General features: G+C 51.5%; 21 protein-coding genes and 1 tRNA gene. 7 read left to right on the top strand and 15 right to left on the bottom strand.

Annotated features, from left to right (window positions below; genetic code table 11):
- Nucleotides 1-9: 9 nt before the first annotated feature.
- A complete protein-coding gene (locus tag EI42_RS27220) occupies nucleotides 10-1,077 on the top strand; it encodes a Vgb family protein (protein WP_111325792.1) in 1,068 nt (355 codons plus the stop codon).
- 136 nt (nucleotides 1,078-1,213) lie between these two features.
- Here EI42_RS27220 and EI42_RS27215 read toward each other — a convergent pair whose 3' ends face one another.
- Together EI42_RS27215 and EI42_RS33520 are read right to left on the bottom strand one after the other, a co-directional pair.
- Nucleotides 1,214-1,561: a hypothetical protein gene (locus tag EI42_RS27215; protein WP_111325791.1), complete on the bottom strand. Its 348-nt coding sequence runs from the start codon at nucleotides 1,559-1,561 to the stop codon at nucleotides 1,214-1,216.
- Nucleotides 1,562-2,197: 636 nt separating this feature from the next.
- Nucleotides 2,198-2,623: a hypothetical protein gene (locus EI42_RS33520; RefSeq protein ID WP_111325789.1), complete on the bottom strand. Its 426-nt coding sequence runs from the start codon at nucleotides 2,621-2,623 to the stop codon at nucleotides 2,198-2,200.
- Between the two features lie 173 nt (nucleotides 2,624-2,796).
- Between EI42_RS33520 and EI42_RS27200 the strand changes: the two genes are divergently transcribed.
- On the top strand, nucleotides 2,797-4,011 hold the full coding sequence (locus EI42_RS27200; protein ID WP_111325788.1) for a helix-turn-helix domain-containing protein: 1,215 nt from the start codon (nucleotides 2,797-2,799) through the stop codon (nucleotides 4,009-4,011).
- Nucleotides 4,012-4,308: 297 nt separating this feature from the next.
- On the opposite strand, the gene EI42_RS34525 is transcribed toward EI42_RS27200, so the two are convergent.
- The 4 genes from EI42_RS34525 to EI42_RS27185 all read right to left on the bottom strand — a co-directional run bounded on the left by EI42_RS34525 (nucleotide 4,309) and on the right by EI42_RS27185 (nucleotide 7,655).
- On the bottom strand, nucleotides 4,309-4,440 hold the full coding sequence (locus EI42_RS34525) for a hypothetical protein (protein WP_281278976.1): 132 nt from the start codon (nucleotides 4,438-4,440) through the stop codon (nucleotides 4,309-4,311).
- Nucleotides 4,441-4,610: 170 nt separating this feature from the next.
- The gene (locus tag EI42_RS27195; RefSeq protein ID WP_111325787.1) at nucleotides 4,611-5,408 is read right to left on the bottom strand and encodes a hypothetical protein; all 798 of its coding nucleotides are present in this window, start codon (nucleotides 5,406-5,408) and stop codon (nucleotides 4,611-4,613) included.
- A 460-nt stretch (nucleotides 5,409-5,868) separates the two neighbouring features.
- Nucleotides 5,869-6,987, bottom strand: a complete 1,119-nt coding sequence (locus EI42_RS27190) for a hypothetical protein (RefSeq protein ID WP_111325786.1) — start codon at nucleotides 6,985-6,987, stop codon at nucleotides 5,869-5,871.
- 125 nt (nucleotides 6,988-7,112) lie between these two features.
- Nucleotides 7,113-7,655, bottom strand: coding sequence for an acyl-CoA thioesterase (locus EI42_RS27185; RefSeq protein ID WP_111325785.1), 543 nt, complete (start codon nucleotides 7,653-7,655; stop codon nucleotides 7,113-7,115).
- A gap of 262 nt (nucleotides 7,656-7,917) precedes the next feature.
- On the opposite strand from EI42_RS27185, the gene EI42_RS27180 reads away from it, so the two are divergent.
- The 3 genes from EI42_RS27180 to EI42_RS27170 all read left to right on the top strand — a co-directional run bounded on the left by EI42_RS27180 (nucleotide 7,918) and on the right by EI42_RS27170 (nucleotide 10,375).
- Nucleotides 7,918-8,127 carry a hypothetical protein gene (locus EI42_RS27180; protein WP_111325784.1) on the top strand — a complete coding sequence of 70 codons (210 nt, stop codon included), beginning with the start codon at nucleotides 7,918-7,920 and terminating at the stop codon, nucleotides 8,125-8,127.
- A gap of 566 nt (nucleotides 8,128-8,693) precedes the next feature.
- Nucleotides 8,694-8,761 (top strand) — tRNA-OTHER (locus EI42_RS27175).
- A gap of 153 nt (nucleotides 8,762-8,914) precedes the next feature.
- The gene (locus EI42_RS27170) at nucleotides 8,915-10,375 is read left to right on the top strand and encodes a hypothetical protein (protein ID WP_211326369.1); all 1,461 of its coding nucleotides are present in this window, start codon (nucleotides 8,915-8,917) and stop codon (nucleotides 10,373-10,375) included.
- Nucleotides 10,376-10,422: 47 nt separating this feature from the next.
- Here the strand turns inward: EI42_RS27170 and EI42_RS27165 are convergent, their stop codons facing one another.
- Nucleotides 10,423-10,878 (bottom strand): GNAT family N-acetyltransferase, encoded by a 456-nt coding sequence (locus tag EI42_RS27165; RefSeq protein ID WP_111325783.1) that lies wholly within the window; start codon nucleotides 10,876-10,878, stop codon nucleotides 10,423-10,425.
- A gap of 141 nt (nucleotides 10,879-11,019) precedes the next feature.
- Between EI42_RS27165 and EI42_RS27160 the strand changes: the two genes are divergently transcribed.
- Together EI42_RS27160 and EI42_RS27155 are read left to right on the top strand one after the other, a co-directional pair.
- Entirely contained in the window at nucleotides 11,020-11,997 is a 978-nt protein-coding gene (locus tag EI42_RS27160; RefSeq protein ID WP_111325782.1) for a hypothetical protein, read from the top strand.
- Nucleotides 11,998-12,007: 10 nt separating this feature from the next.
- Nucleotides 12,008-12,679 (top strand): HesA/MoeB/ThiF family protein, encoded by a 672-nt coding sequence (locus EI42_RS27155; protein WP_111325781.1) that lies wholly within the window; start codon nucleotides 12,008-12,010, stop codon nucleotides 12,677-12,679.
- A gap of 31 nt (nucleotides 12,680-12,710) precedes the next feature.
- Here EI42_RS27155 and bcp read toward each other — a convergent pair whose 3' ends face one another.
- The 8 genes from bcp to EI42_RS27115 form a co-directional block, all read right to left on the bottom strand.
- Nucleotides 12,711-13,217: a thioredoxin-dependent thiol peroxidase gene (gene bcp / locus EI42_RS27150; RefSeq protein WP_111325780.1), complete on the bottom strand. Its 507-nt coding sequence runs from the start codon at nucleotides 13,215-13,217 to the stop codon at nucleotides 12,711-12,713.
- A 107-nt stretch (nucleotides 13,218-13,324) separates the two neighbouring features.
- Nucleotides 13,325-14,512, bottom strand: coding sequence for a quinolinate synthase NadA (gene nadA / locus EI42_RS27145; RefSeq protein WP_111325779.1), 1,188 nt, complete (start codon nucleotides 14,510-14,512; stop codon nucleotides 13,325-13,327).
- Nucleotides 14,513-14,548: 36 nt separating this feature from the next.
- The gene (nadC, locus tag EI42_RS27140; protein ID WP_111325778.1) at nucleotides 14,549-15,391 is read right to left on the bottom strand and encodes a carboxylating nicotinate-nucleotide diphosphorylase; all 843 of its coding nucleotides are present in this window, start codon (nucleotides 15,389-15,391) and stop codon (nucleotides 14,549-14,551) included.
- 33 nt (nucleotides 15,392-15,424) lie between these two features.
- Nucleotides 15,425-17,092, bottom strand: coding sequence for an L-aspartate oxidase (gene nadB / locus EI42_RS27135; RefSeq protein WP_111325777.1), 1,668 nt, complete (start codon nucleotides 17,090-17,092; stop codon nucleotides 15,425-15,427).
- Between the two features lie 268 nt (nucleotides 17,093-17,360).
- Nucleotides 17,361-17,753: a secondary thiamine-phosphate synthase enzyme YjbQ gene (locus EI42_RS27130; RefSeq protein ID WP_111325776.1), complete on the bottom strand. Its 393-nt coding sequence runs from the start codon at nucleotides 17,751-17,753 to the stop codon at nucleotides 17,361-17,363.
- Between the two features lie 20 nt (nucleotides 17,754-17,773).
- The gene (locus tag EI42_RS27125; protein ID WP_111325775.1) at nucleotides 17,774-18,187 is read right to left on the bottom strand and encodes a secondary thiamine-phosphate synthase enzyme YjbQ; all 414 of its coding nucleotides are present in this window, start codon (nucleotides 18,185-18,187) and stop codon (nucleotides 17,774-17,776) included.
- Nucleotides 18,188-18,298: 111 nt separating this feature from the next.
- A complete protein-coding gene (locus EI42_RS27120; RefSeq protein WP_111325774.1) occupies nucleotides 18,299-19,117 on the bottom strand; it encodes a hypothetical protein in 819 nt (272 codons plus the stop codon).
- Between the two features lie 95 nt (nucleotides 19,118-19,212).
- On the bottom strand, nucleotides 19,213-19,884 hold the full coding sequence (locus EI42_RS27115; protein WP_111325809.1) for a response regulator: 672 nt from the start codon (nucleotides 19,882-19,884) through the stop codon (nucleotides 19,213-19,215).
- Between the last annotated feature and the right edge of the window lie 49 nt (nucleotides 19,885-19,933).

Below are 19,933 nucleotides of genomic sequence, written 5' to 3'. Positions count from 1 at the left end.
CGTGCGACTGTGAAGCAACTGGTCTCTTTGCTGATCTCTCTTCTGCTAATCGCGGTGACGCTTGTGGGCTGCTCTGGCTCACCTCTTTCTGCGAACCCGGCGGTAGAGGGCATTCAACTGACTACCATCACAAGCGGTCGCTTCCATGAGTACCCGCTTCCCCAGACAGGCAATGGGTTGATGCGACCGGTTATTGACCAAAACGGAGATATCTGGTTTGGAGAGATGGAATATAACCATCTCTCCGTCTTTTCTCCGCACAATGCCCTGCTGCAACAAATTCCCATCCCCGAGGGAGCAAACGGGATCATGGGTCTGACCGTCGCGCCTGATAACACGATCTGGTTCGCGGAGCAGTATGGAAACTTTATCGGCCATTACACGCCAACTACCAGAGAGTTTCAGCGCTATCCGCTCACACTGCTTGAGCATAACAAGCAGCAACTCCCCTCAGCGCCCAATAGTCTAGCAGTCGATCAGCAAGGAAATATCTGGTTTACCGAATTGAATGCAGACATGATCGGTGTATTGAATCCTCGCACGGGCGCAATCAAGCAATACGCCCTGACGGAGCATAAAACGGTACAGCAATATGCTCCCTATAGCCTGACCATCGATAAGCAGGGAGTAGTCTGGTTTACCTTATCAAATAAGCCCTTACTCGGGCGGCTCGACCCCCCCACAGGTAAGGTTACTCTGATCGAGATCCCGGAGAAACAGAATCGATTAATGGAAATCACCCACGATGCAGAGGGAGCCATCTGGGCAACCGGCTTTGAACAGGGACTTGTTCTGAAGTATAAGCCCACAACCCAACAGTTCGCCGTCTACCGTGCCGCACACGAGCCAAAGCGAGCAAATGGAGTCTATGGTATTCTCAGTCAGCAAAACGGGGATATCTGGGTTGTCTCTACCTCTGAAAATGCCATTGCGCAACTGAAACATGGCGAGCAGCAATTTCGCTATTATCGCATTCCCACTGCAAGTAGTATGCCGCTCGGGCTTGTCGAGGGTCCTGACGGAACATTCTGGTTTACCGAGACCGGTGGCAACAGAATTGCCTCATTCAAACCTTGAAAAATGATAAGGAGTTTTAGCGAGGAGTCACAGAGAGTACCGAAAGAGAATATAAGAAGTACCCCGGGGTCAAACAGGGTACTTCCGATTGTGTGTGGCCCCTAATCAGCCACGCGTAGGTGAAAGAGCAAATGGATCAAGACGACTGAGAGGCTGGATAAGCCAGATGGTAGAAATAAGCTGGAACTTCGCGATACAATGCATACCACCTTTCAGTGTATTCTGAGTAGAGAACCGGCACATGAGCCCGCTCAAGAAAAGCAACCAACCTATTGAACAGTCCCCTCGCATTCTCTACAGCATCAGAGGAAGCGCATTCATCCTCACACACGCTGTAACACTGATTGATTGCATCAATGGTTTTGTCTACCAGTGCTCGTTCAACTGTTGGGAGCATAGGTAAATCAATATCATTGAACGTATAATCCACACCGGTCACAGCCCTGATATGCTCTAGCAGCAATTCGGCCTGCTCTTCTGTCAATGGTACTCCTGCACAAGCTATAGTGAGTAGTTCATTGACCCTTGGATCAGGACTTTCCCAGTTACGAGCCCTGTAAGTAACTCTCAGAGCGCCTACAGAGGGTTTGCTACTCATAACAACGTCCTTTCCGGCAACGACAGACAAACCACAACGATAAGTTACTACGCAATCCCAAAACAGAGCACCTAAACAAGCATCTACAACCCAGGACCACTCGAAGCCATTTTTGCCCTATCCTGGTCAACGATACGCTCCGCAATACGGCAGAACACCCAGAGGCTACCTAGCCGTCTCTCCTCAGTAGATGTATGTTCCCATGCAGGTTTAGAGTTCAGTAGATGATATTGCCTCTGTGCTTCAACAAGCAATGAGGCAAGAGTGATAGCACTCATCTCCACACTGTATTGCACATTATCTACTGGTATCCCTCTGACATGAATTGCGCTTATGATTTGCTCTACAATAGAGCTGTATTTTATAAGCCCCATGAGAACATTTCTCTCTGCATTAGTCACACGCGAAGGATGTTTGGCCATAATCTCGGCTGTCCTCTGCCGGGCCATATCGTATAGCATGTTTATCTCGGCCCCGCTCAAGCAGAGTGTATACATCTTCTCTTCAGCAAATGGAAATCTACTATGCATTTTGCCACTCCCCAATATAACACGGTAGTGGGTTATACTTTTCCACAGGATATGAGACAGCAACATATTGTCTCCCATCTGGCAAGCCATAATCTCGCATGATCACAAACCATTTATCAGGGAGTTGCACCAGATACTCGGCATAGTAAGACATCCGAGGTAGAATCTCGGCCCGGTTAGTACCAGGTGGGAACACAAGCATCCATGAGCCTTGATGCTCCGAAACAAGAATTCCGTGCTCTCTCCAACCTGCAAAGAGCTTTTCCCGGTCTTGCTCTCTTTGAATTGTAGGTGTCACCACTGTAAACATCGGAGTCACCCCGCCATTCATTCCAGCAATCGCCCCATATTGTGCGGCAAGATCACGCGATATAGCTTGATCCCAGATCCTCGCCTTGCAGCTCTTTAACCACTTCACGGGTTAGCTGCCAACATGGGCATGCCTTTTTCTTTCTACTCGTACAATCATACATGTACCTTTGCTAGGTATAAAATGGCATTTTCAAGACAAATCAAGACACTTGCTTGTAAACCATATGTTTTGTGTTATAATCAGCTTATGAAGTAGAGAAGTAGGCGTGGAGTGTTGTTATGGAACCAAACCACAAATTAAAGTACGAGAGAGAAAAACGAGGCTGGAGTCAGGCCTACGTTGCAAGAAAGATTGGCACATCTGCCGATCTCATCTCAAAATGGGAGCGAGGATTGCGGGGAGTTGGAATGCAGCATCGACAAGCTCTCTGCGATTTATTCAACCGCAATGCCGAAGAGTTGGGCTTCATACAACCTATCACTTCACTGATAAAGGAGTTGGGTAATGAAGCTTCACTAGATAAGGACGATCCCATGAACAAAGGCCGCAGGCAGCTATTACAACAAGCTCTGACACTTCTTTGTAGCGGAGGATTAGCTACTCCAAATCATATCTCCATACCGACTGATCTGTATATCACGTTATCGGATACTGCGTTACGTGAATGCTGGCACCAAATCAACAACAATACTTCGCAGGCATCAGAAATACTATCAGTTATCGCTCCAATGCTTATCAATATGGCGCTGGAACCTTCCCCATACCAGCAGCAGCTTGCCTCGATTGCTACTAAAACGTTATTATTGCGCGTTATTGCAGCGACCCATAAAGCCAACTATATTGCACGCGAACTATTTAATCACGAGGCAATACAGTGCAGCCGTCTATCCAACGACCACCTTCTGCAAGCGGCAGCTTTAACGTATATGGGCTGGACATATTTAGTATGTCCGCCGGTTCGTCCAGAAAAAGCTATCGAGGTGGCTAAGGAAGCCTTAACCGCCAATAGAAGCGAGAAGACAAACATAGCAAGCAATTGTCACGCGATAATGGCTGAGGCATACTCTTATCTGGGAGCAGATTACAAGCAAACAGCTTTACGTCACATGGGGCTCGCCCAGGAGTCATATGCAAACACAACAGACGTTCTCGATTACGCGGACTGTACACCTTATACACTTCATCACAATGCTGCAATGGCTTATTTGCATTTGGGAGATCCAAAGACCGCAATCCAGCAGCTTGATAAAAGCCTTCTCCAGAACGCGACTCCACGAGGGCAATGCGGATCACTGCTCTATATAGCAGATGCAGCTTGTAAGATAAACGATTATGATCTATTCAAAACTCGTTTTATTCAAGGAATTGAACTCGTAGAAACTATTCACAGTGATCATCGCAAAGCCCTGGCAAAACAAATTGCAAACAGAGCGCCTAAAGATTGGCTTCGAGATGATGAACTACAAAAAGCCATCACAAAATTACATGTCTGAATCGGATCGGGGCCGCCAGGTATTATCAGACTCGCCTCGCGGCATCCGTACGCCTACAACGACGGAGCTGGCAAATATTGCAAGGTTTAACAGGTCAGGGCTAAGGACTTCTATTACCAGGCCCACACCTTCCTGTATGCCATTTCCATCGTTGTATATGACCAGCACATCATCACCAACCTCTACAGGCCGCTCATACGTTTAATATTCCTTACCAAAGATCATGAGGAGATACGGGATAAACCTCCCCCGCATCTCCTCCCTTGTCCATAATCTGACGGCAACTGTTTTATTAGATCAATCTTGCATTGTGCCGTCAAAGTGGGCAGAAATATTCGTACCCGCAGCATGCTCGCTTTCCGCCGCGATAGTATACCGGGAGATCAGTCCGGCTGAGGCACGCTTGAGCAGCCGTTGCAACAAACCCATCCTCTCCCACCTGAAGACGGGAGTATCGTGGCCCGCTTCAGTGAAAATGGTACAAATCCTCAATGGTAATTGATCGCTTCATGCCGTTATATTGGCCTTTCTACAGATAAAATATCCTACAAAGAGCAGAAAAGAGCAACAGAGCGCATTCCGGACCTATGGATGTGGGTTTAGTGCCGTTTGCGACTATGCTTCTCCCGGTCAAGCGCAAAATCCAGTGTCTCATGCAAACGTTCAAAGTCGTCCACATCAAGCTGCAACTCGACTGCAGGTAGATCGTCAGGACGAGCGCGCCCTTCCTCAAATAACTGTAACACCATCACCAGTTCAACTTCAATATCGACAATACCGCCCTCAGAACCCAGTTCCAGATCTTCCTCATCCTCTGCCTCGGTATCTGGCCGGGGGATAAACTCGATATTTGTGCGGGCACATTTAAAGCGACTGGTCAGCTTGAGAGCATCAGTCGAAAGCTCTTCAGCCAGTTCCCGAATCACCTCCATCATCTGTGTAAAGGCATCTTGCAACTGTTCCAGCGCGTCATCTTCTTCATCTATATCCTGGGTCAGTTCGCCACTGGTCGTCGTGCCACTCGTCCCGGCTTCAGGTAACCGTTGACGAGCAAGCTCATTCAACTGCTTGAGCGCCTGAGCAAAGGCAGGGGAAAAAGATGTCGCTTCCTTCTCGCTATTCTTCACATCCTCTTCGCTACGCGCTTCCTCCTGGCTGGCACCTTCTGCTTTCTCAGAAACATCGTTGCCCTCTTCACTCAATCCCACCGCAGCTTCAACCATCAGAATTTGCTGGTGCAACTGCTCTGCCACTTCACGATTAAAATAGGCAAAGATTCTCGCCTGTCTGGAAGCTGCCAGTAACTCAAACTGAGGCCATTCCCGGTACCGTTCTCGTCCGCGCAAATAGCGTACCTCTACCAACCCCAGGGTATCCAACCGCAACAAAATATCCATAAGTCCTCCTCAATTAGCAGAACGAACCGGCTGCTTGATACGATTGCCCTTACACTATTCCCGGCTTTCGCCAGTCAGCCTTCTGCTAGCAGTATTTGATAGTCAAAGTGTATTCCTTTTCCTTCACTTTTCGCAATATGTTTTTGCCAGCATCATATCACTGTGGAAAATCAGGGAAAAAAGATATCCAGAGTAGGCTCAGCCCCAACTACCCGAATTTCATTGTGGCATAGAGCTCTCTTCACCATAGCAGGTCGTGGTTAGGATAAGCTCATAAGCATGCAAAAGTGACCTCAGCCAGCAAAATCAAATACATTTAGATATACTTTCCCATCATATCACAACAGGCACTTCTTCATACAACCTTTATTATACATCCCTCTCCGCCAAGACCCAACCCCTTTTGAGAGGCGAGACGATCCAACCCCGAACCGTCCCGCACTCTCTAACAGCATTCCCCTCACGCAAACAAGGCCTGCACCTCATGCAACGCCTGTTCCAGAGAAGCCAGAACATCCTGTTCACGATAAACGCTCTGCTCATCAATAGTCAGTGGTCTCCCAAAGCGAAAAAGCCCTTCTTGTTCAACATGGATTACAGCCGGGAGAACCTTCGGAGCGGGAAGGCTGCTTCGCCCTAGCGGATAGGGCAGATGAAAAGCAAACCGTGCCTCCGGCACCGCTTCAATCATGATCTCAAGTAGATAGAGCGAATAATAATCCTTGACGCGCTCAATCTGACACGCCGGACAGGTTTCAATTCGTGCTTGATTGAAGCGGAAAAAATCGTAAACGCTCTCGTACTCCTCCTCACACTTCTCTTCGTAATGCTTCTGGCAGAGCCAGAAGTGTTCACGGTCAGGAGAAGGGGGCCGATAGAATGACAACAAAGCATAGGGAGTCCGCCACAGCGCCAGCATTGCCTGCTGCTTCAATGCATACCAGCGATCACGCAGCTCTGCGTATCGTTGGGCATGCTTCCGTCCCCGCAGATGCTTCACATGATAGAACTTGGCCCAGCGCGACGCCCATACTGTCCAGTATGCCAGCCGAAGCACAGCCGCACCCTGAGCACCAGCCGCATCCTCCCATTCTGCCCTCATCTGTTCCCAGGAGATCCAGAACTGCTCACGCACCTGTTGTCGCTCGGTCTTGCGATTAGCAGCGCTTCTCGCCCCCGCTGACCGCCTCTGCTGAATCAGCACCGCATGCTCCTCACGCCAACGCGCAACAGTCTCGGCAGTGATCGCCAGAATCTCACGCCTATCGTGAACAGCGAAGCGACGCATGCGCCCGGAGATCCGCACCTCACGATATTCCAGCACCGGCAGCTTGCCTTCCCGCGTCCAGCGCTTGCGTTCGGTCGCCGTACAGTGCAAGAGCTCCTCCAGTTCGCCCGGCACAACGGCTAACTCTATTGGAAACATCGCGAGCAGCCGCTGCATCTCCTGCGGGTCGCTTTCAACCAGTTGACATACCCGTTCCACCAGTTCCGCTTTATAGATTCCTTTCCGGGCAGACACTCCCAGAAACGCACATAGTTGCTCCTTGAGCAAAAGAGAGACCAGTTTCTTATACATACAAAATCTACAACTCCTTTTTGTGGTTTTGTAGAGAAGAAATACCCGGTCTCCTTACAAAAGCGGAAAAAAGAAAAGGGCACAGGCCCTTTTTGGTCTGTGCCCTGCCACAACAAAATAGAGAATTATGGATGTAATTTCTCTAATTCTTCGTCCAGGCGCTTCATATGCTGACGCCGAATCCGAGCACGCTCGATTCGAGCGGCCTCTTCCTCATCGGCAGGTTCAAGCGGTGGAACAGGCGTCGGCTTGCCTTGCTCATTGAGCGCGACATAAATAACATAGCTGCTTGCGATCTTTCGCACCTCACCGGTCATCAGATCCTCAGCAGTGACCTCAACGCCCACCTCCATACTGGTTCGTCCAACGTAGTTTAACGCGCAATCGACCGTTACTACATTGCCAATGTAGGCGGGAGCCACAAAGTCAAAGCGCTCCACACGAGCCGTCACACAGGGTCGCTGACTATGTTTGATCGCCACAATAGCGGCGGCCTCATCAACCATACGCATAATGACCCCACCATGCACGTTCCCCTGTGAATTACCGTCGATCAGTTCCATAATACGACGCGTCACACTGCGCGAATACGCGATACTGCGTCCCTTCGTCAGGTCAACCTCCGGGAAACGCATCGCTCTTGCCTTTATATCGTCAAAAGGTTGCATTTGTGATATACCTCATAGCTTCAGGGTAAATTTAGATGTATTATAGCATCTCGTTGATAGCTTTCACGCTTTTGCTCAAGACAGAGTACCGGCAGAAGAGAGGCGCTCTTTCTCTCATTTTTTTCGAGGAGCGCAAAATATGTCGCAAAAACACTTGACAAAGCTGGTGGCTTTTCTGTATAGTTACCTATATAGACTACTTGACAAACAACAAATATCTCGTGAAATGTCAGGTACAGTGACTGCGTGATTGGAGGACAGCATGACACAACGCCTTTTGCATGTTCGCTTTAATGGTCGCAGCGAAGAACTGAGTCTGGCAGCGCTGCATCTGGGTAACCAGGCAACAGATCAAGAGATCAAGCGGGCAGTCACTCACTACCTCGATTTACCCACCCACATACTGGACGACTATGTGATTGTCCGCACCGATCAGGCAGTCATTGTGCGCCCAGAAGCACTCTATGGATAATAGTTAAAAAGACAGACAATAATCCGGGACGCACTCTCACAGATTGAGCGTACATACACATCCGTGGGTTCGAATCCCACTATCCTTTATGGATATGGCCGAGTGGTCAAAGGCAAAGCCCTTTACTGGCTTTTGTTTTTCAAAGCTCTTTCAACTTGTGCGTCTCGACTTCAGCCCGGATCCAGCACATATCTACGCGCGGCGCTATTCGAGCTGAGGCGTGTTCTTACCGATTGAGCTTACACACTTTTGGCAGGTATTGAATGAACAATTCAATACTCGGGTTCGAGTCCCGGCTGATCTGCACGATCACAACATCGTTGAAGCTCTTTCGACTCACACGCTTCAGCCCGGATAGCTGTCAGCTATGCGAAAGTGAAACGCGCTCCTACAGGAATGAGCTTACACACTTTAATCTGAGGGTTGCGGGTTCGAGTCCCGCTGGCCGCATATCGTGCGGCCATAGCTCAAATGGGAGAGCATCAGACTTTGCTATCGCTCTTCTAACTCGCGCGTTTCACTTTCCCCGGACTGTTTGTTCGAGCCGAGGCGTGCCCTTACCGATCGAGCTTACACACTGGTAGAGCATCGGACACTCATCCGACGGTCGCAGGTTCGACTCCTGCTAAGCCCACCTTTCAGGGCTTATAGCTCAGCACACAATAGCTCTTTCGACTCACACGCTTCGGCCCGGAGAGGCAGTCCATAAGCCGACGAGATATCGGATTATCCCGGGAACTTGTATAGAGCATCAGCCGTGCCCTGCACTCTCACGAAAGGAAAACGCATGAGCGATATTCGCACCGCTGAACAGGACGTTCGCATTCAGGTTCTCAACAGCTTCCTCACCACACCACACCGAAAGCTGGATGAGCTTGCTTCCATCCATACCAGTGCGTTGGAGCGAGACCCCCTCTTTTACGGCCATCTTGCTCCCTGGTACTTTGCCAAAGGTGAGGTACGTGACCACAAAATTTTGTTTGTTGCCCACCTGGCAACCAGTGAGTACCCTGAATTCCGCGAGGCGGCCTGGGTCCTGCTGCAACAACTGGCTCCATATGAAGTCGCACGCGTCCTCGATCACGCCAAAAAGGTTATCGGGAAAGTGCCGCGCTCACTGAAAAACGCGATCACATACTATCTGCGGACCCGCGAGGCCAACTCCAAACAGTTCGATGGCGCGGCGCTGCGGGCACGCACAGCCTTGAAGCATCTGTATGCCAGCCTGCGCATCAAGCCGAGTCCCCGCGCTCAGGCCATTCTCTTTGATGAGAAACCGCCCGCGGACAGCCCGCTTGCTGGATTGAAGCAACTGGCGAAGGCACAAACAACGGAAGAGCAGGCAAGCATTATCATCGAGAACAAGATTCCGTATACGACGGCGATTGGCGCTCTCCGCCATATCACGCCCGCATTGCTGGTCGCGCTCATTAATGCTATGACGCCTCAGGAAGTCATCAATAATATGGCGATGCTGAAGCGTAAGGGGGCGCTGGACCATCAGGAAGTCAAGGAGCTCATCAACCAGAAGATCGCGGATTCCCGAACGGATAAACGAGTCTCCACGCTTAAGGCGAAAAAGGCCATTGAGGCGGCAAAGTTGGATGAGGAGACCGAAAAAGAGCTGACCAAAGTGACGGACCAGCGCGTTGCCGCGACGGTCGAGATTAAGCGACCAACCGCGCTGTTTGTCGATAAAAGTAGCTCGATGACGACTGCCATTGAGGTGTCAAAGCAGCTTGCAGCTCTGATCAGCGCCGTTATCAACGCGGAATTTAAGGTATACGCCTTTGATAGTACTGCCATCGAGATCAAGGTACAATCAAAGCAGCCACGTCCAACTATGAGCGAGTGGGAGAAAGCGTTCAAGTTCATCAAAGCTAACGGTTCAACGTCTATCGGCTCAGCGCTGGCAAAGATGACGAAAGAGCGCTTCTATGCGGAGACCATCGTGATTGTTACCGATGAGGGCGAGAACACTGCCCCTTACTTCCGCAAGGCCTATGCAGAGTACAAGCAGCAAATGCAGGCGGCTCCATCGGTAGTCATTCTTCAGGTGGACGGCGGGGGACATGATTTTTTCAATAAAGGCCTGATAGAAGATGGCATTGAGGTCATTCGCTATACCTTCAACGGCGACTACTACTCACTGCCCAACGTCTTAAACTTGCTGGCAATGCCAAGCAAAGCCGAGCAGGTTGAGATGATTATGCAGTACGAGATACCGAGCCGCGCTCAGGTCGCCTGAAGCGGGTGTGGGGAACCGAGTTTTTCCCCACACTGTTTTTCTGTCCGTTACCGCTCTCCCTGTTTGCGTCGATAGATATCGGGATTGGTAATCTCCATTATACGCTCGGGCGTTTTCGGGCCAGTAAAGCCAAATTGTTGATAAAGGCCATGTGCATCCCGAGTCATCAGCATCCAGCGACGCAAGCCCTGTAGCTGTGGATGCGCGGTCATCACTTCGATTAACCATTTGCTCAGGCCTCTTCCACGATACGGCTCGCTGATAAATACGTCGCTAATATACGCAAATGTAGCATAGTCAGTCACTATGCGTCCAAAGCCAATCTGTTGTTCATTTTCATAAATACCAAAGCACAGAGAATGCTCTATGGCACGCTCAACAATCTCTTGCGGAATGCCCTCCGCCCAATATGAATGGGAAAGAAAAGCATGGATAAAAGCAATATCAAGTTTTGTTTTATCTGTGCTGATACAATAGCGATCTCGCCGCCAGTCCTGTTGCATACCTGTCATCTCCACTCAAGCTGAATATAATGAGAACGAGAACAAAGAATATACTGTATTTTCGATGCAAGGACAACAGCCAATACCAGCCCATCCCGCCTGGCGAAACAGCCAATTTGAGAACAGAAAGGGAGCATCACGATGGCTCATGAGCGACGCATTGATCCCCGGGCCCTGATTGCAAGGTTACAACAGGAGAGCCAGAGGCTACTACAACGAGATATTATCGCTCCTGTCATTCATGGAAGCCGCATTCGTACGCGCTTGAATGGTCTGGTCTATGAGTTCCGCCAGAAGAGCTCTTTTAGCGGATGGGGCTGCTTCCGCCCACGCAATGAGCGCGAGGCAGAACTTCAACGCGAAGCGCAACCCTGGGAACGTGGCGCCTATCTGGAACTCTTCCCTGTCTTGCGTATGATACTCCTCTGGCCCGATATTCAACACCCATCGATGTGGTGGGCCATCCCGTTCAATGAGAGCGATGCCCGCCAGCGCTTCGGAATGCCGCCTGAGCCACACCCCGTCCTTCTCTGTGATCCCACCAACGGCGCGGACCGCTTTGAGCGCGTACTTGTACGCGTTGATGGGCGTACGCTCTGGTATGAGGGCCCGGATTTGCTGGCAGATCCAATACAGGCTGAGTGGCTCCGCGATGCCTCCAGTCAACAAGACGAGGTCAAAAATTTCCTGCCCGGTCTGGCGCAAAGTCAAAGGCTGGCCCTGCTCTTCTGGCAGATTCATCGACTGGAGGTAAACGAGCGCCAGGAGCGTGAACAGTTCGAGCTGCGGCTGCACCAACAGCTACGTCATCTGCCCGCCTCACAACGTCTGGCGCGGCTTCAGCAGGAGCGTCATCGTAGCACGCTGGAAGGGCAGCTACAACATGCCCTGGCGAAAGCCAATGCAACGCTTCACAGCTACAGTGAGATCCCCGGGGGACAACTGGTTGTTGAATGGAGCGAACGGGACAATCATTACCGCTATCGCTCAGTGGTCAACCGTCGGCTTGAGGTCATCTCAAGTGGTATCTGTTTAAGTGGCCGAGATCGTGACTTCGATCTAACCAGTCTGGTCAATGTTGTTAGCACAAGCCCGGATTGGGCACAATACGAGGATTAGCAGGCACATTATGGCACAACAGCTTCATTCAAATAGTCCGTTTTTTCATGAGGAACGGCATGCATCGCTTGCCCCCTTCGTCGAGCAACGCATTACTATCTGTGGCGCTGGCGCTCTGGGCGGCAATCTCTGTGAAACCCTCGCAAAAATGGGCTTTACCAACATCAAACTGATCGATAAAGATCGCGTCGAGATGCGCAACCTTTCAACGCAGCCATACGGTCGGGCGGAAGTCGGGGCGCCCAAAGCCCGCGCCCTGGCAAACACACTCTATCGGGCTATTCAGACCAAACTGGAACCTGTTGTAATCGAGCTCACCGGGAAGAACGCAACACAGCAGCTCAAAGACAGCACCGTTATCATCGACGCATTTGATAATCGTCAGGGGCGGCAGGCCATCAGCGATATGGCTCGTTCGCTGCACATTCCCTGCCTGCATATCGGCTTCAGTGGTGACGGACTTTATGGTTCCGGGATCTGGGAGCCGGATTATATCGTGCCACGGGACACGCCCGGCGATCCATGCGACTACCCATTGACCCGCCCATTCGCGCTGCTTATCAGCCAGTTAGCGGCTCGTTCGATTGCTGATTTCTTTCAGGAGGGAAAACGGTATCATTTTGAAGTTACATGGAATGACCTGAAGATCACACGCACTGAAAGCAAGAACACGGCTGGATAATGTCCAGCCATGCTCTTCTTTCTTTGTATCATTAGAGGTTCAAGGCTTCGATCGTCTGTAAAACCTGAGCGGCATGCCCATCCGGCTTGACCTTCGGCCAGATCTTGCGGATAACGCCTTCCTTGTCGATCAGGAAGGTCGCACGCTCGACACCCATGTATTTCTTGCCGAACATGCTTTTTTCCTTGTAGACATTGTATGCCTGAGCGACGACTTTATCGGTATCGGCAAGCAAGGTAAAAGGCAGGCCATATTTCTCGGCGAACTTTTGATGAGAGGCCAGTGAGTCGGTGCTGACACCGAGCACAGCGACGCCCCGCTGCTGCATTTCCTGATTGGCATCGCGGAAAGCACACGCCTCAGCCGTACAGCCAGGGGTATCATCCTTCGGATAAAAATAGAGCACTACCACGCGCCCCTTAAGATCCGCCAGATGTACCTGTCCATTCTTGACGATCGTATCAGGTCCGATAGCAGGAACGGTAAAATCAGGGGCAGGCTGCCCCTCTCGCAGTTCCTGAACCTCGTTTGTTGTCATGCGCTTCTCCTTCTACTACAAAACACAGTAGACAGTACTGCCCGTGGAACAAACAGCGTTCGCACGGCCAGTACTACAGTAACGCATTCTGACAGTTCTGGCAACTCTTATCCCTTCATTGCCAGCATGCGTTCAAGCGCCACACGCGCCCAATGAGCGGTTGTCTCATCGACGCTGACCTGATTGATCACCTCGTCGTTGACCAGCGCCTCCAGCACCCAGGCCAGGTAGGCAGGGTGAATCCGATACATGGTCGAGCAAGGACAGACCACCGGGTCCAGACAAAAGATAAACTGCTCAGGGTGCTCTTTTGCCAGGCGGTGCACCAGATTGATCTCGGTACCGATCCCCCATCGTGTCCCCGCCGGGGCGTTCTCCACCTGCTGGATAATATATTCTGTTGAGCCGTAGAGATCAGCAGCCTCAACGACTTCGCGCCTGCACTCTGGATGGACCAGAATTTTCACATCGGGATACTCGGCACGCGCTTTCTCAATCTGTTGCAGGCTGAACCGCATATGGGTCGAGCAAAAACCCTTCCACAGAATGATCTGCGCTCGTTCAAAAGCCTCTTCCGCATCAGCAGCAGCAAAGGGATCTTTCGGATTCCAGACGGCCATATGTTCTTCAGGAATGCCATACTTGAGGGCCGTGTTGCGTCCCAGGTGCTCATCAGGGAAGAACAGGACGCGCTTCCCCTGGGAGAAGGCCCACCTCATTACCGCTGGAGCATTCGATGATGTGCAGACAATACCACCATTTCGGCCACAGAACGCCTTCAAGTTCGCCGCCGAGTTCATGTAGGTGACGGGGATAATACTTGCATCCTCACCAAGCAGCTCATGCAGCGTCTCCCAACATTCTTCTACTTCGGCAATATTTGCCATATCAGCCATAGAACAGCCGGCCGCCGGGTTTGGTAGCACCACTTTCTGATGAGCCGCGCTGAGAATATCAGCGCTTTCGGCCATGAAGTGAACGCCACAGAACACAATGTAATCCGCTTCTGGACGCCCTGCTGCAAGCTGAGCCAGCTTGAACGAGTCGCCGCGATAATCTGCATATTGAATGATCTCATCGCGCTGATAGTGGTGTCCCAGAATCACCAGCCGCGAACCAAGTGCCTCCTTTGCAGCCGCAATCCGACGATGAATCTCCTCCGGCTCCATCTCCGCATAGAATGTTGGAATGATATCAACGCGCTTTGAAAGGTCATGCTTTGCCCGTGTTTTTGGTGTAAGCAAGGGAAGAATGCGTGCTTCCTGGCTCTCTGCACATTGTGTATTGATAGCCATTGATTCTCTGTCTCCTTTCACGATGCTTGCAGCCGATCAAGCAAATTCCAGTGAGATATCAAATTGTGGAGCCGAGTGCGTGATTGCTCCTAGAGAGATAAAGTCAACCCCGGTTGAGGCTACCGCTTTCAGGCGCTTCTCATCAGTTCCGATGCTCCCGGAGGCCTCAATCAAGACCTGTGGGTTCTGCTCACGAATAGAGGTAACGGCCGCTTGCATCACCTCAACACTCATATTATCCAGCATGATGACGTCAGCCCTTGCCTCCAGGGCCTCCTGCACCTGCTCAAGCGTCTCACACTCTACCTCGACCTTGAATAGATGCGGGGCCATACGTCGCGCGGCCTCGACCGCCTGGGTGATCCCGCCCGCTGCCTTAATATGATTGTCTTTGATCAGAATGCCATCGTCCAGCCCAAAACGATGATTCTGCCCCCCGCCAAGTCGCACCGCCTGCTTCTCAAGCATCCGCAGCCCGGGCATCGTCTTACGGGTATCCAGAATATGCGCTCCTGTACCCTCGATTGCACTGACGCAGTGCGCTGTCAGAGTAGCGATACCTGAAAGATGCCCCAGAAAGTTGAGAGCCGTTCGTTCAGCACTCAAGATGGAACGTGCGGGACCACTGATCGTTGCAAGGCGCTCATCAGGCTTGACGGTCGCGCCATCCTGAACCAGCAAGGTCACCGTAATGCGAGCATCAAACAGCGTAAACGCCTGAGCCGCGACTTCCAATCCGGCAATCACGCCCGCCCGCCGCGCGATTATCGCCGCCTGTGCCTGCTGTGTCCCGGGAACGGTACTTAATGTCGTGACGTCGCAATATGCGCCATCCTCTTCAAGTGTTCGTTTGATGATATCGGTAAAAGCGCTATTCATACACCCCTTATACTTTCTTTTCATGGATACACACTACCTGATGAGAAGAGAAGCGCTCTCCCTATTTTCTTGATCAGATGAGCCACTCAGGCGACGCTGAAACGCGAAATGGCGTTGCTTCAGTCGTTCGTCCGTGGTCGGGAAGTCACTTCGCCAGTGACTTCCTCGACTCTCCCATCTGGTCAGAGCCGCGACAATCACCAGTTCCGCGACCTGTAACATATTCGCGGTCTCCTGCTCTTCGCGCGAGCGCTGTTCCGGGAGACTGGCCTTCAAACTTCTTACCTGCTGCAAGGCTGCCGTCAGGCCTTCCGCATCTCGGGAAAGCGACACCGAACGCCACATCGTCTGGCGCAGCGCTTGCCTGATCTGTGATATCGATAGCGCCTCTTCTCCTGAAGCTGGTATATCCTCTTCATATTCGATCATCTGCGCCGAGTCACGCAAAGAATACGCCTCGGGAGCCGGTAGGCACGTTCCCGCTTTGAGCTGCTCAACCAGATGACAGGCTGCCTGTATCCCGAAGACGAGGCCTTCAAGCAAGGAATTACTTGCCAGCCGATTGGCTCCGTGCACGCCGGTACAGGCCACTTCCCCTACCGCATATAGGCCCGGCACCGTCGTTCTTCCCACTGTATCTACCATCACGCCACCCATACAATAATGCGCGGCAGGAGCCACCGGGATAAGATCCTGAGCCAGATCAAGCCCATAGTGTGAACAGATTGTGGAGATTGTCGGGAAACGTGCGTGCATTTTTTGTGCAGGGAGATGGCGCAGATCAAGATATTGATGCGCAACTTCTTCGATTACCATTTCTTTGAGAATTGCTCGTGCGACCACATCACGCGGCGCCAGCTCAGCTTGTTGACTGTAGCGCAACATAAAGCGCTCTCCGGCGTGGTTGCGCAAATAGGCGCCCTCGCCACGTACTGCCTCGGAAATCAGATGAGAAGCACCCTGGATAGCCATAACGGTTGGATGGAACTGCATAAATTCCAGATCCGTAAGGGCTGCTCCGGCTCGCCAGGCCAGCGCAATCCCATCAGATGTAGCGCCCCCGGGATTCGATGTATGAAGCCAGAGCCCACCAGCTCCCCCACTGGCAAGCACGGTAAAACGTGAGGAAAGGGTAAAGGAGTTCCCGGCACGATCGAGCGCGCGAATCCCTGTACAAATTCCAGCTTGCATCAAAAGCTCTGAAACATAGGTTTCTTCATACACAACGATTGAGGTGCGCTCATGCAATGCAACAAGCAAGGCTCGCTCGATCTCGGCCCCGGTCGCATCCCCTCCGGCATGCAATACACGCCAGCGGCAATGAGCCCCCTCACGGCCAAGCAAGAGACCATCAGCCGTAACATGGAGATCGCCCGGCTGCGCCTTATCAAACTGAACTCCCATCTGAATCAGCCATCGGACCGCTGCTGGTCCCTGTTCTACCAGCGTTCGTACTGCTGCCTCGTCGCAGAGCCCGGCCCCGGCTGCAAGCGTGTCCTGAAGGTGAAGTTCCGGGGTATCATCTTCACCAAGTGCAACAGCAATTCCCCCCTGGGCATAGCGCGTATTACTCTCGCCAGCCTTGCCCTTCGTTAACAGTGCCACACGCACCGTCTCCGGGAGCCGTAAAGCCAGCGACAGCCCGGCAATGCCACCACCAATGATGACAACATCAAATGGTTGGTTCTTCTGGGTTCGCATTCTTATTCTCCTTTGAATAAGTGTAATTTGTACACTTACTTGCCGGACAAAAAAGAAAAGGGAATGTGTGAGAAATACACTATCCTTTTGGGCAAGTATACCAGACATTTTTTTGAAAAACAAGGGTAGAATAAGTAGCTTTTGTACCTGACCAAAGTCCCGAACACGACTTACAGGTTTTAACATTGTCTCATAGATAAGGCATGAGCAACAGAAAAAAGGCCGCTTCCAGACAGTGAAACGAAGCGACCGTCAGAAGTGGCAAGAATTAGAATGTCGAGAGATGCAGGGTACGCTCGCGCGGTCCATCCAGCTCAACCAGAATCACGCGCTGCCACACGCCAAGCATCAGCCGCGACTGTTGATAGGGTATTACCAGCGACGAACCGATGATCGAAGAAAGGATATGATCGGGTGCGTGGGCCGGATTATGCGGATGACGATAGCGCAGATTTGGTTGCATATGGCGGAGCGCATCCAGCAAATCCAGATCGGTTCCGGGGTCAAGGTCTGCCGTGGTAATCGAGCAGGTTGTGTGTGCCACAAAGAGCGAGCAGAGGCCCTCTGTCTTTTCGGCCTCACGCAAATATTGCTCTACAGTATCAGTAATATCAACGACCTGATCTTTCTTGTGCGTCGAAACGGTAAAGGTTCGTAACATGCTTTCCCCCATTCTCTGACTTATTCGCCAATCACTTTCACAATGACACGCTTATCACGTTGCCCATCAAACTCGACGTAAAAAATCTGCTGCCAGGGGCCAGAATCGAACTGCCCGTCAGTAATCGGTATAACGACCTGATGGTGAAAGAGCAGGTTTTTTAAATGGGCATCGCCGTTGTCTTCTCCTGTGCGGTGATGTCGATAATCAGGCTTTTCTGGCGCAACCTCTTCCGCCCAATCGAGCATATCCTGCCATAGCCCTGACTCATAGTCCTGTACAATCACCGCCGCAGTAATATGCATTGCCGATACCAGCGCCAGCCCCTCCCGCACACCGCTTTCCCGAATAATCTGTTCTACCTTCTCAGTAATGGGCACAATCTCTTTGCGCTTGCGAGTATGAAAGGTAAGATATCTGGTATACGATTTCATCTCCCAGTCTCCTTGAATCAAGGGTAAGGGAAAGGCTCACAGATAGGCCTTTCCCTTTCTATTAAGATGATACTCGCCCTCAAGCAGAGATGCAATGAGAGCCCGGGAGACTTATTGTGAGGCCTGACGCTCAAGAGGATCAGCGAAATGGTGTTCCATGATGTTATTATGATAGGGAGCCACCAGTTCTTGATAGGCAGGAAACAGATGCTCGGCAAAGGGTGTGAGCGGCTCCTGAGCGGGCAACACACGCCATGAACGCTGCCCCGGGAGATCAGAGCCCCGCGACATGATCTCCGTTCCCAGACGATTCATCACCATCATATTTTGCTGCGCAAGCACCTGATGAGGCACAAAGGCAAACAGAGGAGACTCCATCTGTGCCAGTTGCTGTTCGATCTGTTCCGGTGTATGGCCATAGCGCTCACAGGCCTGTCGTACCTGTTGCAATAGCTCGGGCTCTGGAAGGGTAAAAAGCGTCTCAAGCGCCTGCATCAAATTCATACAGCGATTTAGCAAAACCAGGCGACCGTGAAATAGCCGCTCTCCAAGTCCATGTTCTCCCTGCCGACATTGCACTTCATGAATCTGCCTGGTCAATTCAGCGAACGGCATCAGATCAAGCCGGCGCTGTAAGAAATCAACGACCGATGCCGTATCCTCCTTGAGCTGCCAATCGCGCAGCAGCTCAAGACAAAGCTTCCCTTCATACATCTTTGTCGTACGTGGCACACTCAACAAGTATCCTTTACAGTCGCAGATCCAGCGGGCGTGAAGATAAAAGACCACATCCGAGACCGAACACGTGGAAAAGCGTTTCTGACCGTGCACATCTTGTACGAACCGGAAACATGTCTCAAATTCAGGCAAGAGATGCTCAAACGCTTCTAACTTCTCTTGCACCAGAGCAGGCACTACCTTTGTGGCCATAGGAACCCTCCATCTGCATTTCTGGAAACAGTAAGCGGCTACTTCCTTCACGGCTCGGAGGGAAAAAACGTTACGACTCGCTGGCCTTGCATCCGCTATTCATCAGCGCGACGCACAAGGCCCTGCTGCCATGCACAGACAGCCGCCTGTGTTCTATCGGCTATATGCAATTTACTCAGAATATTGCTGACATGGCCCTTCACCGTTTGCTCACTAATGACAAGCTCAGCGGCAATCTGAGCATTTGAATAGCCATTTGCTATCAGGCGCAACACCTCAAGCTCACGCTCGCTCAGTTCGGTAAAGAGATTGGGAGCACCATTGCGTTCACCGCGCACTTCCTGCACCACACGCGCCGCCACCCGAGGATGAAGAACGGATTCACCCTTCGCCGCCTTACGGACAGCATCAGCCAGCTCGCGTGCATTCACATTTTTGAGAATATACGAGAGCGCTCCCGCTCGTAATGCAGGGAAAATGTATTCATCATCATGATACGAGGTTAACACGACAATCTGAGAATGAGGGCTCAGCCGCTTTACCTGTCGTGTCACCTCAACACCATTCATCCCCGGCATTGCCAGATCCATCAACACGACGTCGGGCACAAGGTCGACCACCTGCCTGAGCGCCTCTTCGCCAGACTCAGCCTCACCTACCACGTCAATATCAGCCTGCGCATCGAGAAAAACTCGTATCCCCTGACGCACAATACTATGATCATCAACCAGCATCACCCTGATGGATTCAACATTCTGTTCTGCCATATCAAACCCGCATCCCGCACGACAAGCAGGATGTGGCCCTCCTTTCTCC

The sequence above is a fragment of the Thermosporothrix hazakensis genome, from assembly GCF_003253565.1.
Taxonomy (GTDB): Bacteria; Chloroflexota; Ktedonobacteria; order Ktedonobacterales; family Ktedonobacteraceae; genus Thermosporothrix; species Thermosporothrix hazakensis.
The sequence above is the reverse complement of the archived record's forward strand: the minus strand, read 5'-3'. Positions and strand labels throughout refer to the sequence as shown.